Consider the following 17,330-nt stretch of genomic DNA (forward strand, 5'->3'; position numbering starts at 1 on the left):
TTTCCTCCTCTCCTTCTTCCCGTTCGCGGGAAGAAGGTCGAATGCCCTTGTCTCAGTTGATCTCCAAAAGCCCCGCCGCGCCCATGCCGCCGCCGATGCACATCGTCACCACGGCATACTTCACGCCGCGACGCTTGCCCTCGATCAGCGCATGGCCGGCGAGGCGCGAACCCGACATGCCGTAGGGATGGCCGACCGCGATGGCGCCGCCGTTGACGTTCAGCTTCTCTGGATCGATGCCGAGCCTGTCGCGACAGTAGATGACCTGCACCGCGAAGGCCTCGTTCAATTCCCACAGCCCGATGTCGTCGACCTTCAGTCCATGACGCTCGAGCAGGCGCGGCACGGCGAAGACCGGGCCGATGCCCATCTCGTCGGGCTCGCAGCCTGCGACGTTGAAGCCGCGGAATATGCCAAGCGGCTCCAGTCCGCGCTTCTCCGCCTCCTTCGCATCCATCATGACGCTGGCGGACGCTCCGTCGGAAAGCTGGCTGGCATTGCCGGCGGTGATGAAGCCGCCCTCGCGCACCGGCTTCAGGCCGGCCAGGCCCTCCGCGGTCGTATCCGGACGCGGCCCCTCGTCGTGGGCGAGCGTCACGTCCTTGTAGCTGACTTCCTTGGTCTCCCTGTCGACGACGGCCATGCGTACCGAAATCGGCGCGATTTCGGCGTCGAAGCGTCCGGCCTCGCGGGCGGCGGCGACGCGCTTCTGCGACTGGAGCCCGTAGGCGTCCTGTGCCTCGCGCGAAATGCCGTAGCGGTTCGCAACGTTCTCGGCCGTATCGATCATCGGCATGTAGACATCGGCCGCGGGGCCGCTCAGCGCCTTGTCGAAGAGATGGAACGTGTTGCGGTGGTCGTTCTGGACGAGGCTGATCGATTCCAGTCCGCCGGCGATGCCGGCCTTGACGCCGTCGTTGCGGATCGCGTTGGCCAGCAGCGCCATCGACTGCAGTCCGGACGAGCACTGGCGGTCGATGGTGGTGCCGGCCACTGTCACCGGAAAGCCGGCCGACAGCAGCGCCCGCCGCGCCACGTTGAGGCCCGTGGTGCCTTCCTGCATGGCGCAGCCCATGATCACGTCCTCGATCTCGCCGGCGTCGAGCCCAGAGCGGGTGAGCGCGTTGCGGATGGCATGCGCGCCGAGCGCATGTCCATCGGTGTCGTTGAACGCGCCGCGATAGGCTTTGCCGATCGGCGTGCGGGCGGTGGATACGATGACGGCCTCAGCCATTGTGTTCTCCCTGTTCGATCAGGACGCGCGGGCAGTCGTGCGCCGCGCCTCCTCTTCCTGCTTGAGTTCGAGTTTCGACAGTTTTCCGACCGGCGTGCGCGGCAGCGCGTCGCGGATCTCCAGCGCCGCCGGCATTTCATGCCGACCGAGACGGTCCTTGAGGAACGCCCGCAACCGGTCCAGCGTCAGTTGCGCCGCGCCCGCCCTGAGTTTCACGAAGGCCTTCGCAGCCTCGCCGCGATAGGCGTCGGGTATCCCGATCACCAGCACCTCCTCGACGTCCGGATGCTCGTAGATCATCTGTTCGATCAACTGCGGATAGACGTTGAAGCCGCCGGAGATGATCATGTCCTTCTTCCGGTCGACGATGGTGAAGAAGCCTTCCTCGTCCATGAAGCCGATGTCGCCGGTCAGGAACCCTCCGTTCGAGAACGAAGCGCGGTTTTCCTCGTCGCGGTTCAGGTAGCCGGACGTCACGTTCGGCCCGAAGATGCGCAGTTCGCCCGTTTCGCCCTGCGGCAGCACGCGGGCAGGATCGTCCAGCGCCACCACGTCCATCCAGATGCCGGGCAGTGGGACACCGATCGTGCCGACCTTGTCGGGGCGCGTGGGCGGGATGTTGGTGCCGGCGGGCGAGGTCTCCGTCATGCCCCAACCGCCGAGCAGGTCGTGTCCAGTCGCCGCCTTCAGCCGGCGCGCAATCTCGACCGGCAGCGGCGCGCCGCCCGAACCGCAATTGTGCAGGGAGGAATAGTCGCGCTTCTCGAAGCCGGGTGTTGCCGCGATGGCGATCCACATGGTCGGCACGCCTGGGAAGATGGTGGCGCCGGCCTCGATCTCGGCCAGTGCCGTGTGCGGGTCGAAGCGCGTGTGGAGCAGGATCGTATGACCGTTCAGGACGCAGCGCAGCATGACCGTCGACAGGCCGTAGATGTGGAAGAGCGGCAGGAAGAGCAGCACCCGCTCGCGGCCCCGGCGCATGCTGCCGAAGCCGTCCGACCACAAATCATAGCTTTGGATCGAGGTCGAGATATTGCGGTGGGTCAGCATCGCGCCCTTGGGCATGCCGGTGGTGCCGCCGGTGTATTGCAGCAGGGCGAGGTCGTCGAGGCCGACTTCGGGAAATGAATCAAGGGCTTCGGAAACCGATTCGGATCCTTGCGAGCCGGATTCCAGGAATTGGCGGAAGGTGCTGATATTGCTGGCTTCCGGCATCGGACCTGTCAGTGGGGAGGGACCGAAGGCCTCGTCCTCGCCCACGATCAGCCGGTCGATCAGACCCGCCGCAACGAGTTTCGCGGCGCCCGTCGCCAGTTCGCCCATGTTGGTCGTGACGACCACGCGCGCGCCGCTGTCGGACAGCTTGTGCAAAATGGTGCGCGGTGCATCGAGCGGCGAGAGATGCACGACGGTCGCACCGGCCTTAAGCGCGCCGAAGAAGGCCAGCAGGTGGTAGATCGTGTTCGGAAGGAGCAGTGCGACGCGATCGCCCCTGCCGATACCCGACGAGATGAACGCCGCAGCCGTCCGGTCGACCTCCGTCTTCAGATTGCTGAAACTCATCCGCCGGTCGCGGAAGACCACAGCCTCCTTGTCCGGCCATGTCGCCGCCGCCTCGTCCACGATCGCGTGGACGGGGAATCCCTTCAGCTCCACCGCGGGGGAGAGCCCGGGAGGATAGACGGCGCGCCAGGGAGCGGCGGCGAGGTCCATGGCTAGGCGGCCTTGCCTTTCGGGAGGGCGGTGAAGCCAGTGCCTTCCGATGCGGCCCGCTTCAGGAGCGGTGCGGGGGCGAATACGTCCTTTCCAGTCCTACCGTGCCAGTACTCGAGCCGGTCGACGATCCTGCCCAGCCCTTCGAGTTCGGCCCAGAACATCGGGCCGCCCTTGCCGACGGGGAAGCCGTAGCCGTTGATCCAGACGATGTCGACGTCGGACGAGCGCGCCGCGATGCCCTCTTCCAGGATCTTCGCGCCCTCGTTGACCATCGGATACATGGTGCGCTCGGCAATCTCGTCCGCCGAGATCTCGCGCCGGTTGACGCCTTTTTCGCGCGCCTTTTCCTCGATCAGTGCCTCGACTTCAGGATCGGGTTTTGGTGTGCGGGAACCGGCTTCGTAGATGTAGTAGCCCTTGCCGGTCTTCTGCCCGAAGCGGCCTTGTTCGCACAGCGCGTCGCCGATCGCGGCGGTCTTGCCGAGGGACTTTCGGTTGCGCCAGCCGATATCGAGGCCGGCGAGGTCGCCCATGGCGAAGGGACCCATCGGCCAGCCGAAGTCGGTGAAGACCTTATCGACCTGCTGCGGCGTCGCGCCTTCGAGCAGCAGGTCTTCCAGTTCGGCCGAGCGCGCGGCGAGCATGCGGTTGCCGACGAAGCCGTGGCAGACACCGACGACCACCGGCACCTTGGCGATGCGCTTGGCGACGTCAAGCGCGGTGGCAAGCACGTCCGGCGCGGTCTTCTCCCCGCGCACGATCTCGAGCAGTTTCATCACGTTGGCCGGCGAGAAGAAATGCAGACCGAGCACATCGGACGGACGGCTTGTCGAGGCGGCGATCTCGTTCACGTCGAGATAGGAAGTGTTGGAGGCGAGGATGGCGCCGGCTTTCGCCACCCTGTCCAGGTTGCCGAAAACCTCCTTCTTGACCGCCATCTCCTCGAAGACGGCCTCGACGATCAGGTCGCAGTCGCCGAGATCGGCATAGTCCGTGGTGCCTTTCAGGAGGCCCATGCGCTTCGCCTTCGCCTCCTCGGTCAGCGAGCCGCGCCTGACCGAAATGTCGTAGTTCTTCGCCATGTTGGCCGTGCCGCGGTCGAGGGCTTCCTGGGTCATTTCCAGGATGGTGACTGGAATGCCGCCGTTGAGGAAGGACATGGCAATGCCGCCGCCCATGGTGCCGGCGCCGATGATGCCTGCCCGTTTCACCTGGCGCGGCTTCACGTCCGGTCCGACGCCCGCGACTTTCGCCGCCTCGCGCTGGGCGAAGAACAGGTGCCGCTGCGCCCTCGACTGATCGCCCTCGACCAGTTCGACGAAGTACTTTCGCTCCGTGGTCAGCGCCTCGTCGAACGGCATGGTCACCGAATTGCGCACCGCGTCGACACAGCGCTTCGGCGCGTCGAGGCCGCGCGACTTCTTCAGGAGTTCGGCGGCCTTGGCCTCGAAGCCGGGAAGATCGGCCCTTGCGGACGCGATTCTGTCCTCACGGTCGCGCACCGCAATCAGCGGCGCGTCGGAAGATGCCTTCTCGCGGACGAATTTCACCGCGTTGGCAACGAGGTCGCTCTCATAGATCGCCTCGACGAGACCTTCGGCGAGCGCTTCCTTCGCGCCGATCGGATTGCCGGATACGATGACTTTCAGCGCCTTCTCCGGCCCTATCAGGCGCGGCAGGCGCACGGTGCCGCCGGCGCCGGGCAGGATGCCGAGCTTCACCTCCGGCAGCCCGAATTTCGCGTTCGGGTCGGCGACGCGGAAATGACAGCCCATGGCGAGTTCAAGGCCGCCGCCGAAGGCGGTCCCGTGGATCGCCGCCATCGTGGGCTTGGCGAAGCTTTCCAGCGTCACGATCAGTTCGCGGAGGTTCGGCGACGCGGTGGCCTTCGGCGTGCCGAACTCCGTGATATCGGCGCCCGCGACGAAGGTCCGTCCGGCGCAGGCCAGCACTACGCCCCTCACGGAAGCGTCGTCGCGCAGCTTCAGCAGCGCTTCGTTCAGCGGCTTCCTCAGGTGATGGCTCAGCGAGTTCACCGGCGGGTTGTCGAGCGTGACGATGGCGATGTCTCCATCGCGACTCACGGTCACGTAATCGGTCATGATGCTGCTCTCCAGGTGGAACGAGTGAACCCCTCGGGCGGGCTTCTCAGGAAAAACGCACTTGCTTCAGGAAGTTCGACATAAGGTTGACGACCGCCTGCGGCTGCTCGATGCAGGGCAGGTGGCCGGCGTCGGGGATGATGCGGAATTCGGCACCCCGGATGAGGTCGGCAGTCGAACGCACCAGTTCGGGCGGCGTCGAGCCGTCCTGGTCGCCGACCATCGCCAGCACGGGCAATTTCAGCGCCTTGGTGCTTTCCGTGAGGTCCGCGTCGCGCAGCGCCGCACAGGTGCCGGCATAGCCGTCGACGGTGGTGCGCGTCAGCATGGCGGTATAGCCGACGAAGTCGGGGTTTTCCGGTGTGCGATAGGCGGGGGTGAACCAGCGAAGCATGATTCCGTCGGCAAGCGATGCGATCCCGTTCCTGACGACGCCTTCGATGCGCTGGTTCCACATCTCCGCGGTGCCGATCCTGTGGGCGGTGTCCATCAGGATCATCGCCTTGACGAGGTCCGGCCGCCTGGCCGCGAGGCCCTGGCTGATCATCCCGCCGACGGACAATCCGACGACGGCACATGAGGTTACGCCGAGATGCTCCAGCAGCGATTCCAGATCGGAGACATGATCGTCCAACGTATAGGGCGCCGGCGTCGCCTCGGAGAGGCCGTGGCCACGCTTGTCGTAGCGGATGAAGCGGAAGCGATTGCCCAGCAGGCTGAGCACTGCATCCCAGATGCGGAAATCGGTGCCCAGAGAGTTGGCAAAGACCAGCGTCGGCATGGCCTTTTCGCCGCGATCCTCGAAATGCAGAACGACGCCGTTCACCCGCGCAAACGTCATGGATACTCCTCCCTTGCAACCGACATACTACCGAGTATGTTGCGGAGTGCAAGTGGCCCGGTGGATCAGGAAACGGCGATCAGAGCGCCGACTGGACATCCGTAGCAGCGAAGTCCCGACCGACATAGAGCAAGGGACAGTCCTGCTGATGCGCCAGCGCGTAGGCGAAGCAATCGCCGAAGTTTAGTGAGGCGGGATGTACTCCCTTTCCCCAGCGCCGGTACGCCCCGGCAACCCGGTGCGCGTCCGCCAGGGTGACGCCGGCAACTTCGAAACCCATGCCGCCGATGAGTTCGATCATCTCCTCACCGACGCCGCGCCTTTCCGCAACGCTCAACGCTTCCGCGACGGTACCAGCGGAGATAAGGAGCGCATCGTCCGTCTCGAGTGCGGCCATGCACGCTTCCGCCGATGGTTCATCCAGCACGATCGCCATCAGCGCGGATGTGTCGACCGCGATCAAACCGGCAACCCGTCGTCGTCGTAGAGAAAATCCTGGCTCCTCGCGGCGTCCGGTCCCGGCATGGCCTTGCTTCCGCCAGACTTCCTCACGCTTTCCATGAGCACCCGGCGGGTCCGCGCAGATGATGCCGGCGTGGCGGCCACGAGACGCACTGCGGCCTGTCCGCGGCGGGTGAGGATCACCTCCTCGCCAGCCTCGGCTCGCCGGACCAGTTCCGTCAGGTGTGCCTTTGCCTCGGTGATCGTTATCTTCATGATCGTCCCAATTGATTACTCTACCATAGATGGACCATCACATGGTCCAGGTCAATTCACCACCCCAATGGTATCCGTTGATACGGCGCGGAAGTCCGGCCTCTGCTGAGATCAAGTCTCGGCGTTGTTCGTCCATCATCCCGGCTTGCCTCTCTCCTCCGGCTCCGGTATACCGCCGCGCATGTCCAGTCCGCGCGACATCGCAGCCCGATCCGATTACCGGCACTTCGCCGGCGAGACGCTGCGCGCGCTTTCCTCGGCTCTCCTTCTTCTCGGCCTTATCGGCGATCGCCGGGTCCGCTGAAAGGGAGCGCCCGGCGATCGATGTGACGCCGATGCGCCATGCTCCCGAAGTGCCCATTCAGCCAATCCGTTAGATGAGCGCGCCGTTTTGCGAATCCGGCAGCGCGGGAGAGACGACGATGAACAAGCCCGAGACCTTTGCGACCGCCGGGAAGGCGATTCCGACCCACGAGCCGCCCCATGGCGGCATGCCCGACGCGCCGCGCAAATACCATGCCTATCCGCAGGTGAACCTCGCCGACCGCACATGGCCGTCGAAGCGCATCGAGAAGGCGCCGATCTGGTGCTCGGTCGACCTGCGCGACGGCAACCAGGCACTAGTCGACCCGATGGGGCACGACCGCAAGGCGCGCATGTTCGCCCTGCTGCTCGACATGGGTTTTCGTGAGATCGAGATCGGCTTCCCCTCGGCCTCGCAGACCGACTTCGACTTCGCCCGCTGGTGCATCGAGGAAGGCAACGTTCTCGACGAGGTCGATCTGCAGGTGTTGGTGCAGTGCCGCCCCGAACTGATCACCCGCACCTTTGAGGCGCTCGAGGGCTCGAAGACGCCCATCGTCCATTTCTACAACTCCACGAGCGAGTTGCAGCGGCGCGTGGTGTTCGAGAAGGACGTCGCCGGGATCAAACGGATCGCTACCGACGCAGCCAAGATGATCACCGACATGGCGGCCAAGTCGGGCGGCGGCTACCGCTTCGAGTATTCGCCTGAAAGCTTCACCGGGACCGAGCTCGAAGTCGCGCTGGAGATCTGCAACGCGGTCGCCGAGATCGTGAAGCCGACTCCCCGCAACAAGCTGATCTTCAACCTGCCGGCCACCGTCGAGATGTCGACGCCCAACATCTATGCCGACCAGATCGAGTGGATGTGCCGCAACCTCGACAACCGCGACAGCCTGATCGTCTCGCTGCATCCGCACAATGACCGCGGCACCGGGATCGCCGCGACCGAACTGGGGCTGATGGCCGGCGCCGACCGGGTCGAGGGCACGCTGTTCGGCAATGGAGAGCGCACCGGCAACGTCGACATCGTGACGCTGGCGTTGAACATGTACACCCAGGGCGTCGACCCGGAACTCGACTGTTCGGACATCACCCGTATGAAGGAGGTGTACGAGTATTCGAACCAGATGAAGATCCCGGAACGCCATCCCTATGTAGGCGAACTGGTCTACACCGCCTTCTCTGGCTCGCACCAGGACGCCATCAACAAGGGCATGAAGGCAAAGGCGAAGGCCAACAAGGAGCTCTGGGAGGTTCCCTACCTGCCGATCGACCCGCAGGACGTCGGCCGCACCTACGAGGCGATCATCCGCATTAACTCGCAGTCGGGCAAGGGCGGCATCGCCTACATCATGCAGGCGGACTACGGGCTCAACCTGCCGCGCAACCTGCAGATCGAGTTCTCCAAGGACATCCAGGCGGTCACCGACGCCGAAGGCAAGGAACTGTCGTCGAAGCGCATCCACGAACGCTTCATCGACCGCTACGTCGATCAGCCCGGCGCGCGGCTGAAGTTCCTCGATCATCACACCTATCCAGACACCTCGGCCAAGGGCCGTCGCATCGTGGAAGCGACGATCACCGACGGTGGCCGGGAGGTGACGATCACCGGCTCCGGCACGGGGCCGATCGACGGCTTCGTCGACGCCCTTTCGCGCCACATCGGCATTCCGATGACCGTGCTCGATTATTCCGAGCATTCCATGCAGCGCGGTTCCAACGCGGCCGCCATCAGCTACATGGAGGTCGAGCATCCGGATGGAAAGCTGTTCGGGGCGGGCATCAACACCAACATCGTGGCGGCTTCGCTCGAGGCGATCGTTTCGGCGGCTAACCGCATCCTTGCGATGCGGTGACGGGACGGTATCCTCGCGCATGATCCGGGGGGAAGGATGAGTGGCGACATCCACGCGCGCGTACAGGGGAAAGGCCTGGAAACGGTCGTTCTCCTGCACGGCTTCGGCGGGCATCACGACGTCTGGTACGACATCCAGCCCGCGCTCGCGCCGGTCGCCCGCGTGCTGGCATATGATCTCCCCGGACACGGCCGCTCGCTCGGCTACCCGGGGGCCGGGCCGGCGCACGTCGCCGCCAAGGCGGTCCTCGCCGATCTCGGTGCCCGCGGCATCGCGCGGGCCCACCTGGTCGGGCACTCGATGGGCGGCGCCATCGCGGTCCTTGCCGCGCTCCGGTCGCCGGAGACGGTCGCGTCGCTGACGCTGCTCGCGCCGGGCGGTTTCGGCCCGGAAATCAACTTCGACCTTCTCAGGCGTTATGCGGCGGCCACCAACGCGGACGATCTGCGGGCCTGCATGGACGAGATGTCGGCGCCGGGTTTCACCATGCCGACGAAGTACGTCGCGGGACTGGTCGCCACCCGCGGTGTCGCGGGTCAGCGCGAGAAGCTGATCGAGATTGCCGCCCTGATCACCAAGGGAGACCGGCAGGGGGAGATTCCGCGCGATTCATTGGCATCGCTCGCCATGCCGGTGCGGGTGGTCTGGGGTACGGAGGACACGGTCCTGCCGTATTCGCAGACGGCGGGGCTGCCCACGAACCTGTCGCTGGAGACCTTGCCGGGGAAGGGACATATGCTCCTTGAAGAAGCGCGGGAAACGGTCGTGCGCGCCATACGCAAGGCGGTGCGTTCGTAGGGGTCGCTTCCGACTATGCCGAACGCGCCCATCTGGCGCGGCTCTCCGAGGCTACCAGCGTCTGCTTGCTCGCCCAGACTGCGATGTCCTGCCGCCGCCCTTCCAGATGATTGGCCCCAAGGAACACGAAGTCCTCGAGCATCGCGTCCGCGGCGTCCGGCCGTCTTTCCTTTATGTCGGCGACCAGCTGATCGCTCACCACCGCCATACGCCCGATCACCCGCGTGAGTTCCTCGAGCCGGCTCGCGACGTTGACAGTGTCGCCGATGACCCCGAGTTCCAGCCGCCGCTCGGTTCCGATGTTGCCGACCACGACGGGGCCGTAGTGCACCCCGAGCGCGATCTGGACGGCTTCCTCGCCGCGTGCGAGGCGGCGCGCGTTGAGTGCGGTGACATCCTCCAGGATGGCCTTCACGCAGGCCATGGCATTGAGGGAATCGTCCGGCCTCGGCTCCGGCGTTCCGAAGGTCGCCATGACGCCATCGCCGATAAACTTGTCGAGCGTGCCGCCGTGTCGGAAGACTGCCTCTTCGAGAAGCGCGTGGACCTCGCGCAGGAGGGAGATCGTCTGCGCCGGCGTGTGGCGCTCCGCCCATCGCGTGAAGCCGACGAGGTCGGCGAAGATGATCGCCGCCTTCAGTTCCCTGATCTGCTGGAGCGGCTCGTCCTGCCGCGCCAACTGGTCGACCGTGGACGGCGGGAAGTAGCGTGCCAGGTTGAGCCGCTGGCGCTCGATGACGGCATAGCGCCAGACCAGCCGGCGCGAGCGCCCGACACCACCCGCCATGATCATGGCGACGATGGCGAAGATGACGACCGTCTGGAAGAGGACGCTCAGATCGACGGTGGTCGGATTGGCCATGAGGCGCATGCGGGTGACGACGTCGTTGAGGCCGATATCGCCATTTCCCGGCCATATCACGACACTGTCGGGAAGCCCCGCAAGCCAGCCGACACCAATTGTCCAGCTTAGCGCGCCGACGAAGCCGCCCCACAGGACAAGACGCGGGTTGTCGGCGAAGGCGAGGCCAGCCAGCAGCAGGAAAAGGTAGAGCGAGGTGTCGAAATGCAGCGTCATCTGCGGCGGCAGGTTCTCCGGCGCGAGCGGGTTCGGGTAGATGACCGCAAAGGTGAGAAGCGCGAAATCCACCGCGACGAAGAGATACAGATGCCACCGTTGCAGCCGGCCCAAGCGCTCCAGCAGAGAGGGAAGGAACCCGGTCGATATGAAGAACAGGATCAGGGCCTGGTAATAGAAAGCCTCCGGATAAGGCGCTACGATCCCCAGCACGACGAGCATGGCGGCGAGCGACCACGTCCGGCCACGAAGCTGGAGGCGGCGGCCCTCCCGCTCATGGCCGCGGAAGGTCTCGTCCAGCAGCTGCGGAAAATTCGCACGGCGCCGCGCCCTACGCGTCGCGATCGCCGATCCAACGCGTTCCGCAAGGGCCATTCCGTCCATCCAGCCAAGAGGTCTATCCGGCAAAGATATTGTTTCGTTCGCGCGATGCAAACGGAGTGCCAGCGCGGCGGCCGAAATTCGCCTTTTGTTCGCGTGCAACTCTGTGTTAACGTTTTATAAACCATCCATTGTCCGGCGGAGACCCGACATGAACGACAGGGACAGGGTTGCCGGCGAGCGGCATGGCAGGCTCGCGGATGCCATCCGCGAGGTGAAGCTCGCTGCCGTGGAACGCGACGACGTGGTCGTGGATATGCGCGAAGCGGCCCGCATGCGGCTGGAACTCCTCGCACAGGAACTGGAGCCAATCTTCGATCAGGTGCCCGCCGAGGAGATCCTTTTCGACTTCGCCATCTCGTCGGGGACACAGCCGCGTCTGTGGATCGACGCGGTCAGCCATGTCGCGATGGGCCGCGACCGCCGCACCTACCGCTTCGTGCGCGATACGCGGCTCGGGCGCGTCGTCGTGGCGGAGTCGAGCGAGATCAGACCCGTCGCCGATCAGGTGACGCGCTACATCGCCGAGAGGATGGTGGAGCGTCAGCGCTGGCTGGACGGGACGACGGTGACGGTGCGCCCGCCCGTCGACCGGGAAGAAGCCGTGATCGCCAGAAAGCCCGAGAGGCAACGGGAACGGCCCGATTCTATCGCCCCAGCCGCGACAAACTCGAATGGCGAGAATCGTAACGGCAAATCGCTGCTCGCGTATGCGGCGGCGCCCGTGCAAGCAGGGGCCGAGACGGAGCCCGTCTCGAAGGCGGAGCCGCGAGTCAACAAAGTGCGGTCGTTCGTGTCGGCAGCCGGAATCGTGCTGTTCGGCGCCGCCGCCGGGCTGGCAATCCTCGCCGCCGTCTACTGGGACGAGGTCGCGGCTTACGTGGCGGCGTACTGAGGTTCGGAGAAGAGATCCACGGTCTCTTCCGCCTTTACCCTGAAGGTCGGTGCTCCGTCGATGACGCCGCGACGGGTGAGATTCACCTGCCACTTCCCGGCTTCTCCGCCGATTTCCAGAAGATTGTACTGCGCCGGCGGTTTCTCGCCTGCAGGACCCTGGCCGGCGGCAGGCACACCGATGACGGGAACATTGTTGTCCTTGCCGGCGATCCAGTAGAGCGTCGGCAAATGCGTGTGTCCGTGCAGGACCATCTCGGCGCCGTGGCGCCGCAAGGTCTTCTGGAAAAGCCCGATGCCGTAGAGCCGCTTGTGCGCCGTCGTCGCGCCACGCACGGGCGGGTGGTGGATCAGGATGATCCGGAACAAGCCCCGGTCGCGGGCAATGTCGAGCAACTGCCCGACGCGCGCCGCCTGTTCGGCTCCGTAACTGCCGAGCGCCATGAACGGCGCCGTCGCACGCGCGGACGATACGCCGATAAGGGCGACATTTTCCCGGGTCCTGAGATAGGGAAATCCGCTGCTGCTCTGGCTGACATGCGTCTTCTCGCCCGTCATGTAGGGACGCCAGGCCTTGCAAGCCTTGGCGAGTGCGCCGGGAACGTAGGCATCGTGATTTCCCGGCACGACGGAGACCGTTTCCGGGCTCCCGACGGTCGCCAGCCACTCGCGCGCGAGGTCGATTTCGGCATCTAGGGCAAGATTGACCAGATCCCCGGTGATCGCGACATGGTCGATCCCGCTGGTCTCCATGTCCGCAAGGAGAGCGTCGGTGACGCCGTTGTGCAGGAGCCGACGCCTGTTGCGCTGCCAGTTGACGTAGCCAGTGATCCGCTTGGACGCCAGTTCTCTGTAGGTTACATCGGGCAGGGGACCAAGATGGATGTCAGAAAGATGCGCAAGACGGAACATGCTTACCTTCTAGTGCAGCCTGAGACGCCGATCCAGCCTTGCGGCCGCGGCCGATGACAGGCCCGAACGAGGGGGCCTCCGGTCGCGCCGTGTGGCCGCGGATCCGCGGAAGACTGTTCCACGCCTATTTTCTCCTGAGGCGGCCGATGACGCTCGGCGTCCGGTGTATCGTCTACAATGAGGCGGAGCGCTCGGTGTTCCTCGTCCGGCACACCTATGTTCCGGGCTGGCACCTGCCGGGCGGCGGCGTGGAAACGGGCGAGACGCTGTTCGAGGCGCTCGCGCACGAGCTTGCCGAGGAGGGGAACATCGAGATGACCGGGCCGCCTAGCCTTGTCGCCGTCTATCACAACTCCCTCGTGAGCCGCCGCGATCACGTGGCGCTGTTCCTCGTCACCGGTTTCCGGCAGAGCTCGCCGAAGGCATCCGACCGGGAAATCGCCGAGGCCGGCTTTTTTCCGGTCGACCGGCTTCCGGCGGGCACGACGCGTGCGACCCGCGACCGCTTGGCGGAGCACTTCGAGAGCCGCCCGCCCGCCCATCGTTGGTAGTGGATCAGGCGGCCCTGGCGAACCTGTCGCGGTCGTGCGGCGCTGCATAGTCGATAAGCGGCCCGCGCGGTACGATGCGGGTCGGATTGATGGTGGCGTGGCTGCCGTAGTAGTGATGCTTGATGTGGAAGAGGTTCACCGTCTCGGCCACGCCCGGAACCTGATAGAGGTCGCGGGTGTAGTTCGACAGGTTCGGATAGTCCGCAATCCGGCGCAGGTTGCACTTGAAGTGGCCGTAGTAGACCGGATCGAAGCGCACGAGCGTCGTGAACAGCCGCCAGTCCGCCTCGGTCACCACGTCGCCGGCCAGGTAGCGGCTGCGGCCGAGTTGCTCTTCGACCGCGTCCAGAGCGCCGAAGAGTTCGTCGAAGGCCTCCTCGTAGGCTTCCTGCGTTGTGGCGAAGCCGCATCTGTAGACGCCGTTGTTGATCGCACCGTAGACCCTGTCGTTCCAGGCATCGATGTCCTTGCGCAGCCCCTCCGGATAAAAATCGAGGGAGGCGTCGCCCCATTCGTCGAAGGCGCCGTTGAGCATGCGGATGATCTCGGAGGATTCGTTGGAGACGATCGTCTCCTCCTGCTTGTCCCACAGCACCGGAACCGTGACGCGGCCCGAATAGGTACCATCAGCCTTCGTGTAGAGCTGGTGCAGGTAGTCGAACCCATAGAGGGTGTCGCCCGTGGAGCCGTCGCGCTCCTTGAACGTCCAGCCGTTCTCGCCCATGAAATGATCAACGACCGAGAGCGAGATCACGTCCTCGAGCTTCTTGAGCTTGCGGAAGATCAGCGTGCGGTGCGCCCAGGGACAGGCGAGCGAGACGTACAGATGATAGCGCCCGGGCTCGGCGCGGAAGGCGCGTGTACGCCCCTCCGCCGGCTGTCCGTCCCGCGTGATCCAGTCGCGGAACCGCGATTCCGATCGCTCGAAGCGGCCGCCGCTCTTCTTGGTGTCATACCACTTGTCCTGCCACTGACCGTCGACCAGCAATCCCATGATCGTGCTCCTTTGCCCGCATTCCATCTAGGCCGCCGCGGCCAAAAGCCAAATGGGAACCGGTCTGAACAGTTCGTCACCTCTCGCTGGGAGCGTATCCGGCTCGCAAAAAAGGCGATGGACGGCATCGGTCTTTGATGCTAGCGGAAAACATCGGAGGAGATTTCAGCCGTGACACCGACCCGTATCGTGCGACGACGAATGAGCGCCAGCGCCTGAGAGCGCTAGAAACGCCGCGCCCTGCGGCTTCATTCATCGCGACGAGACGGAAAAAATCCGATGCACGACATCTCCTACGTGGCCGAAACGGCCGCCCATGATCATGAAATCGATCAGATCAACGCCGAGGCCTTCGGACCTGGCCGGTTCGCGCGCGCGGCCTACAAGATCCGCGAGGGCGGGCCGCACGAGCGCGATCTCTCCTTCGTCTCCCTGCATGGGGATATTGTGGTGGGAACGGTCCGGCTGACCCGCATCGCCATCGGCACGGGCCGTTCCCTGCTTCTCGGACCGCTCGCGGTCCGCCCCACCTATAAGGACCTCGGAATCGGGCGCAAGTTGGTGCGAATTGCAGTAGAAGCGGCGGCGAAATCCGGGTGGAACTCCGTCATCCTCGTCGGCGACCCGCCATATTACGGTCCGCTCGGATTCCTGCAGATCCCGATCGGCCAAATCACCATGCCACGCCCGGTCGACTATAATCGGCTGCTGATCCACGAGATTGAGGAAGGCGCGCTGGACGGACTGGAGGGCGCGATGACGCATGCGGACATGGCGTTCGTGCCGATGGCCGAATCGGACCTGAAACTGGCGGCTTCCGCCTAGCGTAAAACGAGCGGGCGGTTTCGATGACGTCCGCGTGCTACCACGCGTATCGCCTACCGCCCCTCGCGCCACCACATCGAGCCGAGCGCCAGAAGCAACAGCGCAAGGCCAAAGAAGCCGCCGAACAGCGGCACGCGGTCGACCGACTTCAGCACGCTGTCGTTGGTCGTGCGCAGGCCGATCCAGTCGCGGCCCGACGCCTGCCCGGTCGCCCGCACCGGGACGATCCCCGGCACGCTGATCCCGCCGGCAAAGCCTTCCAGACGCCGCACGCTGCCGCCGGTGGCTTCGGCGACGGGCTTCAGGATGTCCTCGGTCGACACGGTCTCGGCGAATTCGGGGGCGTTGACCGGGCCGACATGGGCGAGCGTGGTCAGGTCGCCATTGGCCACCTGGTAGAGACCGATCTCGTCGACCGTCATGCTGGCCGAAAAGATACCGGGGCTCTCCGAGGTCAGCGTCGCGTCGATTCTCTCGCCGGACGGGCTCAGAACGGTGGCTGTGCCGGGATCGTCGCTCATGGTCTGGAGGCGGATGTCCAGCGTCATGCCGCGACCGCTCGCCGTCAGGCGCTCTTCTTCGAGTTCCGGCTCCTTCATCAGCCAGTGCGCTATGCGGCGATAGAGCGACACATGCGGGCCGCCGCCTTCGAAGCCGCGCGCCCAGAGCCAGCCCTGGTCCGAGAGGAACATGCCGACGCGGCCTTCGCCCTTCCGGTTGAGGATGAGCAGGGGCTGGTCGCCCGGACCCTTCATCACGACCTGACCTTCCGGCTGCCTGATGCCGATCAGGCGGAACCAGCGGCTCCAGTGCGGCGGATCCTGCTGCGAACCTTCCAGGCCGCGGGTGACGGGATGCCGTTCGCCGGTATCGGTGAGGCGCGGATAGAACCCTTCCTCGATGACGTCGCCGGTGGGCAGCGCGGGGAGGGCGGCCATCAGCGGCGTGCGCGAGATCGACTGCAGCCCGGCATATTCCGGCCCGGCCGCGATCAGCAGGGCTCCGCCGTTTTCGACATATTCGGCGATGTAGTCGTAATAGAGGATCGGCAGTACGTCGCGGTGCTGGTACCGGTCGAAGATGATCAGGTCGAAATCGTTGATTTTCTCGACGAAGAGTTCACGCGTCGGGAAGGCGATCAGCGACAGGTCGTTGATCGGCGTGCCGTCCTGCTTCTCGGGGGGTCGCAGGATGGTGAAGTGGACGAGGTCCACCGCGGCATCGGACTTCAGGAGATTGCGCCATGTGCGCTCGCCGGCATGCGGTTCGCCCGAGACGAGGAGCACGCGCAGGTTTTCCCTGATCCCGTCGACGAGCGCGATGGCGCGGTTGTTGGTATCGGTGATCTCGCCTTCGACGGTATCGACCGCGAGTTCGACGATGTTGCGGCCGGCGGCCGGCACCACGATGTCGAGCGACATCTCCTCGCCAATGATGGCGCGCTCGACGCTCACCTGTTCGCCGTTGACGCTGACGCGCACATCGACGGCATCCTGGCCCCCTGCGGTGTCAGTGACGCGGTAGGTCATCTGCAGCGGCTTGTCGACGATGCCGAAACGCGGCGCGTTCTCGAAGCGGACGCGGCGGTCGCGCTCGTCGTCCTCGCCGGTGATCAGCGAGTGAATCGGAGCATTCGTGCCCTCGATCTTTTCGGGAACGTCGTGGACCTGGCCGTCGGTGACGAGGATGGCGCCCGCGATGCGCGACTGCGGCACGTCGCGGAAGACGCCATCGAGCGCCCCGAAAAGCCGCGTCTCGGTGCGGTCGTCGGTGTCGCTCGCCTGGCCCGCTTCCACGACGCGCACGTCGAACTGCGGGAAGCGGCCGAGCTTCGCGCGCAGCTCCTCCATCGCCGAGTCGGTCGCTGCCCTGCGGTCGCCGATGTCCTGGCTCTGGCTGCGGTCGGCGACGAGCGCCACGACGCTCTTCAGCGGCTCGCGCTCCTCGTCCAGCAGCACCGGATTGAGGAGGGCCAGCGCAAGCGCAGCGAAGGCGGCGATGCGGAAGCCGGCCCCGCGCTGGCGCAAAATCAAGCCTGCCAGCGCCAGCAGCGCAAGCGGCACCAGGACGACGCCGAGCCAGGTCCAGGAGAGCAGGGGTTCGAAGGCGATCGACCAGTTCATGA

15 protein-coding genes are annotated in these 17,330 nt (G+C 65.3%); 5 read left to right on the top strand and 10 right to left on the bottom strand.

Annotation, left to right across the window (positions count from 1 at the left end; genetic code table 11):
• Window positions 1-52: 52 nt before the first annotated feature.
• The 6 genes from ABGN05_RS03125 to ABGN05_RS03150 all read right to left on the bottom strand — a co-directional run bounded on the left by ABGN05_RS03125 (window position 53) and on the right by ABGN05_RS03150 (window position 6,610).
• A complete protein-coding gene (locus ABGN05_RS03125; RefSeq protein ID WP_367952526.1) occupies window positions 53-1,234 on the bottom strand; it encodes an acetyl-CoA C-acyltransferase in 1,182 nt (393 codons plus the stop codon).
• 18 nt (window positions 1,235-1,252) lie between these two features.
• The gene (locus ABGN05_RS03130; protein ID WP_367952527.1) at window positions 1,253-2,947 is read right to left on the bottom strand and encodes an AMP-binding protein; all 1,695 of its coding nucleotides are present in this window, start codon (window positions 2,945-2,947) and stop codon (window positions 1,253-1,255) included.
• A 2-nt stretch (window positions 2,948-2,949) separates the two neighbouring features.
• Window positions 2,950-5,052 carry a 3-hydroxyacyl-CoA dehydrogenase NAD-binding domain-containing protein gene (locus ABGN05_RS03135; protein ID WP_367952528.1) on the bottom strand — a complete coding sequence of 701 codons (2,103 nt, stop codon included), beginning with the start codon at window positions 5,050-5,052 and terminating at the stop codon, window positions 2,950-2,952.
• A gap of 46 nt (window positions 5,053-5,098) precedes the next feature.
• A complete protein-coding gene (pcaD, locus tag ABGN05_RS03140) occupies window positions 5,099-5,893 on the bottom strand; it encodes a 3-oxoadipate enol-lactonase (protein ID WP_367952529.1) in 795 nt (264 codons plus the stop codon).
• Between the two features lie 79 nt (window positions 5,894-5,972).
• The gene (locus tag ABGN05_RS03145) at window positions 5,973-6,356 is read right to left on the bottom strand and encodes a type II toxin-antitoxin system VapC family toxin (RefSeq protein WP_367952530.1); all 384 of its coding nucleotides are present in this window, start codon (window positions 6,354-6,356) and stop codon (window positions 5,973-5,975) included.
• The gene (locus ABGN05_RS03150) at window positions 6,353-6,610 is read right to left on the bottom strand and encodes a type II toxin-antitoxin system Phd/YefM family antitoxin (protein ID WP_367952531.1); all 258 of its coding nucleotides are present in this window, start codon (window positions 6,608-6,610) and stop codon (window positions 6,353-6,355) included. The genes ABGN05_RS03145 and ABGN05_RS03150 overlap by 4 nt, the downstream gene beginning before the upstream one ends.
• A 491-nt stretch (window positions 6,611-7,101) precedes the next feature.
• Between ABGN05_RS03150 and leuA the strand changes: the two genes are divergently transcribed.
• Both leuA and ABGN05_RS03160 read left to right on the top strand, forming a co-directional pair.
• Window positions 7,102-8,772 (top strand): 2-isopropylmalate synthase, encoded by a 1,671-nt coding sequence (gene leuA, locus ABGN05_RS03155; protein WP_367953134.1) that lies wholly within the window; start codon window positions 7,102-7,104, stop codon window positions 8,770-8,772.
• 36 nt (window positions 8,773-8,808) lie between these two features.
• Complete coding sequence (locus ABGN05_RS03160) at window positions 8,809-9,570, top strand: alpha/beta fold hydrolase (protein WP_367952532.1); 762 nt, start codon at window positions 8,809-8,811, stop codon at window positions 9,568-9,570.
• 13 nt (window positions 9,571-9,583) lie between these two features.
• Here ABGN05_RS03160 and ABGN05_RS03165 read toward each other — a convergent pair whose 3' ends face one another.
• On the bottom strand, window positions 9,584-11,023 hold the full coding sequence (locus ABGN05_RS03165; RefSeq protein ID WP_367952533.1) for an adenylate/guanylate cyclase domain-containing protein: 1,440 nt from the start codon (window positions 11,021-11,023) through the stop codon (window positions 9,584-9,586).
• 157 nt (window positions 11,024-11,180) lie between these two features.
• On the opposite strand from ABGN05_RS03165, the gene ABGN05_RS03170 reads away from it, so the two are divergent.
• Window positions 11,181-11,924 (top strand): hypothetical protein, encoded by a 744-nt coding sequence (locus ABGN05_RS03170; RefSeq protein WP_367952534.1) that lies wholly within the window; start codon window positions 11,181-11,183, stop codon window positions 11,922-11,924.
• Here ABGN05_RS03170 and ABGN05_RS03175 read toward each other — a convergent pair.
• Window positions 11,906-12,835 carry a metallophosphoesterase family protein gene (locus tag ABGN05_RS03175; protein WP_367952535.1) on the bottom strand — a complete coding sequence of 310 codons (930 nt, stop codon included), beginning with the start codon at window positions 12,833-12,835 and terminating at the stop codon, window positions 11,906-11,908. The genes ABGN05_RS03170 and ABGN05_RS03175 overlap by 19 nt on opposite strands.
• A 146-nt stretch (window positions 12,836-12,981) precedes the next feature.
• Between ABGN05_RS03175 and ABGN05_RS03180 the strand changes: the two genes are divergently transcribed.
• Window positions 12,982-13,386 carry an NUDIX domain-containing protein gene (locus ABGN05_RS03180; protein WP_373695881.1) on the top strand — a complete coding sequence of 135 codons (405 nt, stop codon included), beginning with the start codon at window positions 12,982-12,984 and terminating at the stop codon, window positions 13,384-13,386.
• A gap of 4 nt (window positions 13,387-13,390) precedes the next feature.
• On the opposite strand, the gene ABGN05_RS03185 is transcribed toward ABGN05_RS03180, so the two are convergent.
• Window positions 13,391-14,380: a glutathione S-transferase family protein gene (locus tag ABGN05_RS03185; protein WP_367952537.1), complete on the bottom strand. Its 990-nt coding sequence runs from the start codon at window positions 14,378-14,380 to the stop codon at window positions 13,391-13,393.
• Between the two features lie 279 nt (window positions 14,381-14,659).
• Between ABGN05_RS03185 and ABGN05_RS03190 the strand changes: the two genes are divergently transcribed.
• Window positions 14,660-15,205 (top strand): GNAT family N-acetyltransferase, encoded by a 546-nt coding sequence (locus tag ABGN05_RS03190; protein WP_367952538.1) that lies wholly within the window; start codon window positions 14,660-14,662, stop codon window positions 15,203-15,205.
• A 53-nt stretch (window positions 15,206-15,258) separates the two neighbouring features.
• Here ABGN05_RS03190 and ABGN05_RS03195 read toward each other — a convergent pair whose 3' ends face one another.
• Window positions 15,259-17,328: a glutamine amidotransferase gene (locus tag ABGN05_RS03195; protein WP_367952539.1), complete on the bottom strand. Its 2,070-nt coding sequence runs from the start codon at window positions 17,326-17,328 to the stop codon at window positions 15,259-15,261.
• Between the last annotated feature and the right edge of the window lie 2 nt (window positions 17,329-17,330).

The organism is Aquibium pacificum, assembly GCF_040839445.1.
Taxonomy (GTDB): Bacteria; Pseudomonadota; Alphaproteobacteria; order Rhizobiales; family Rhizobiaceae; genus Aquibium; species Aquibium pacificus.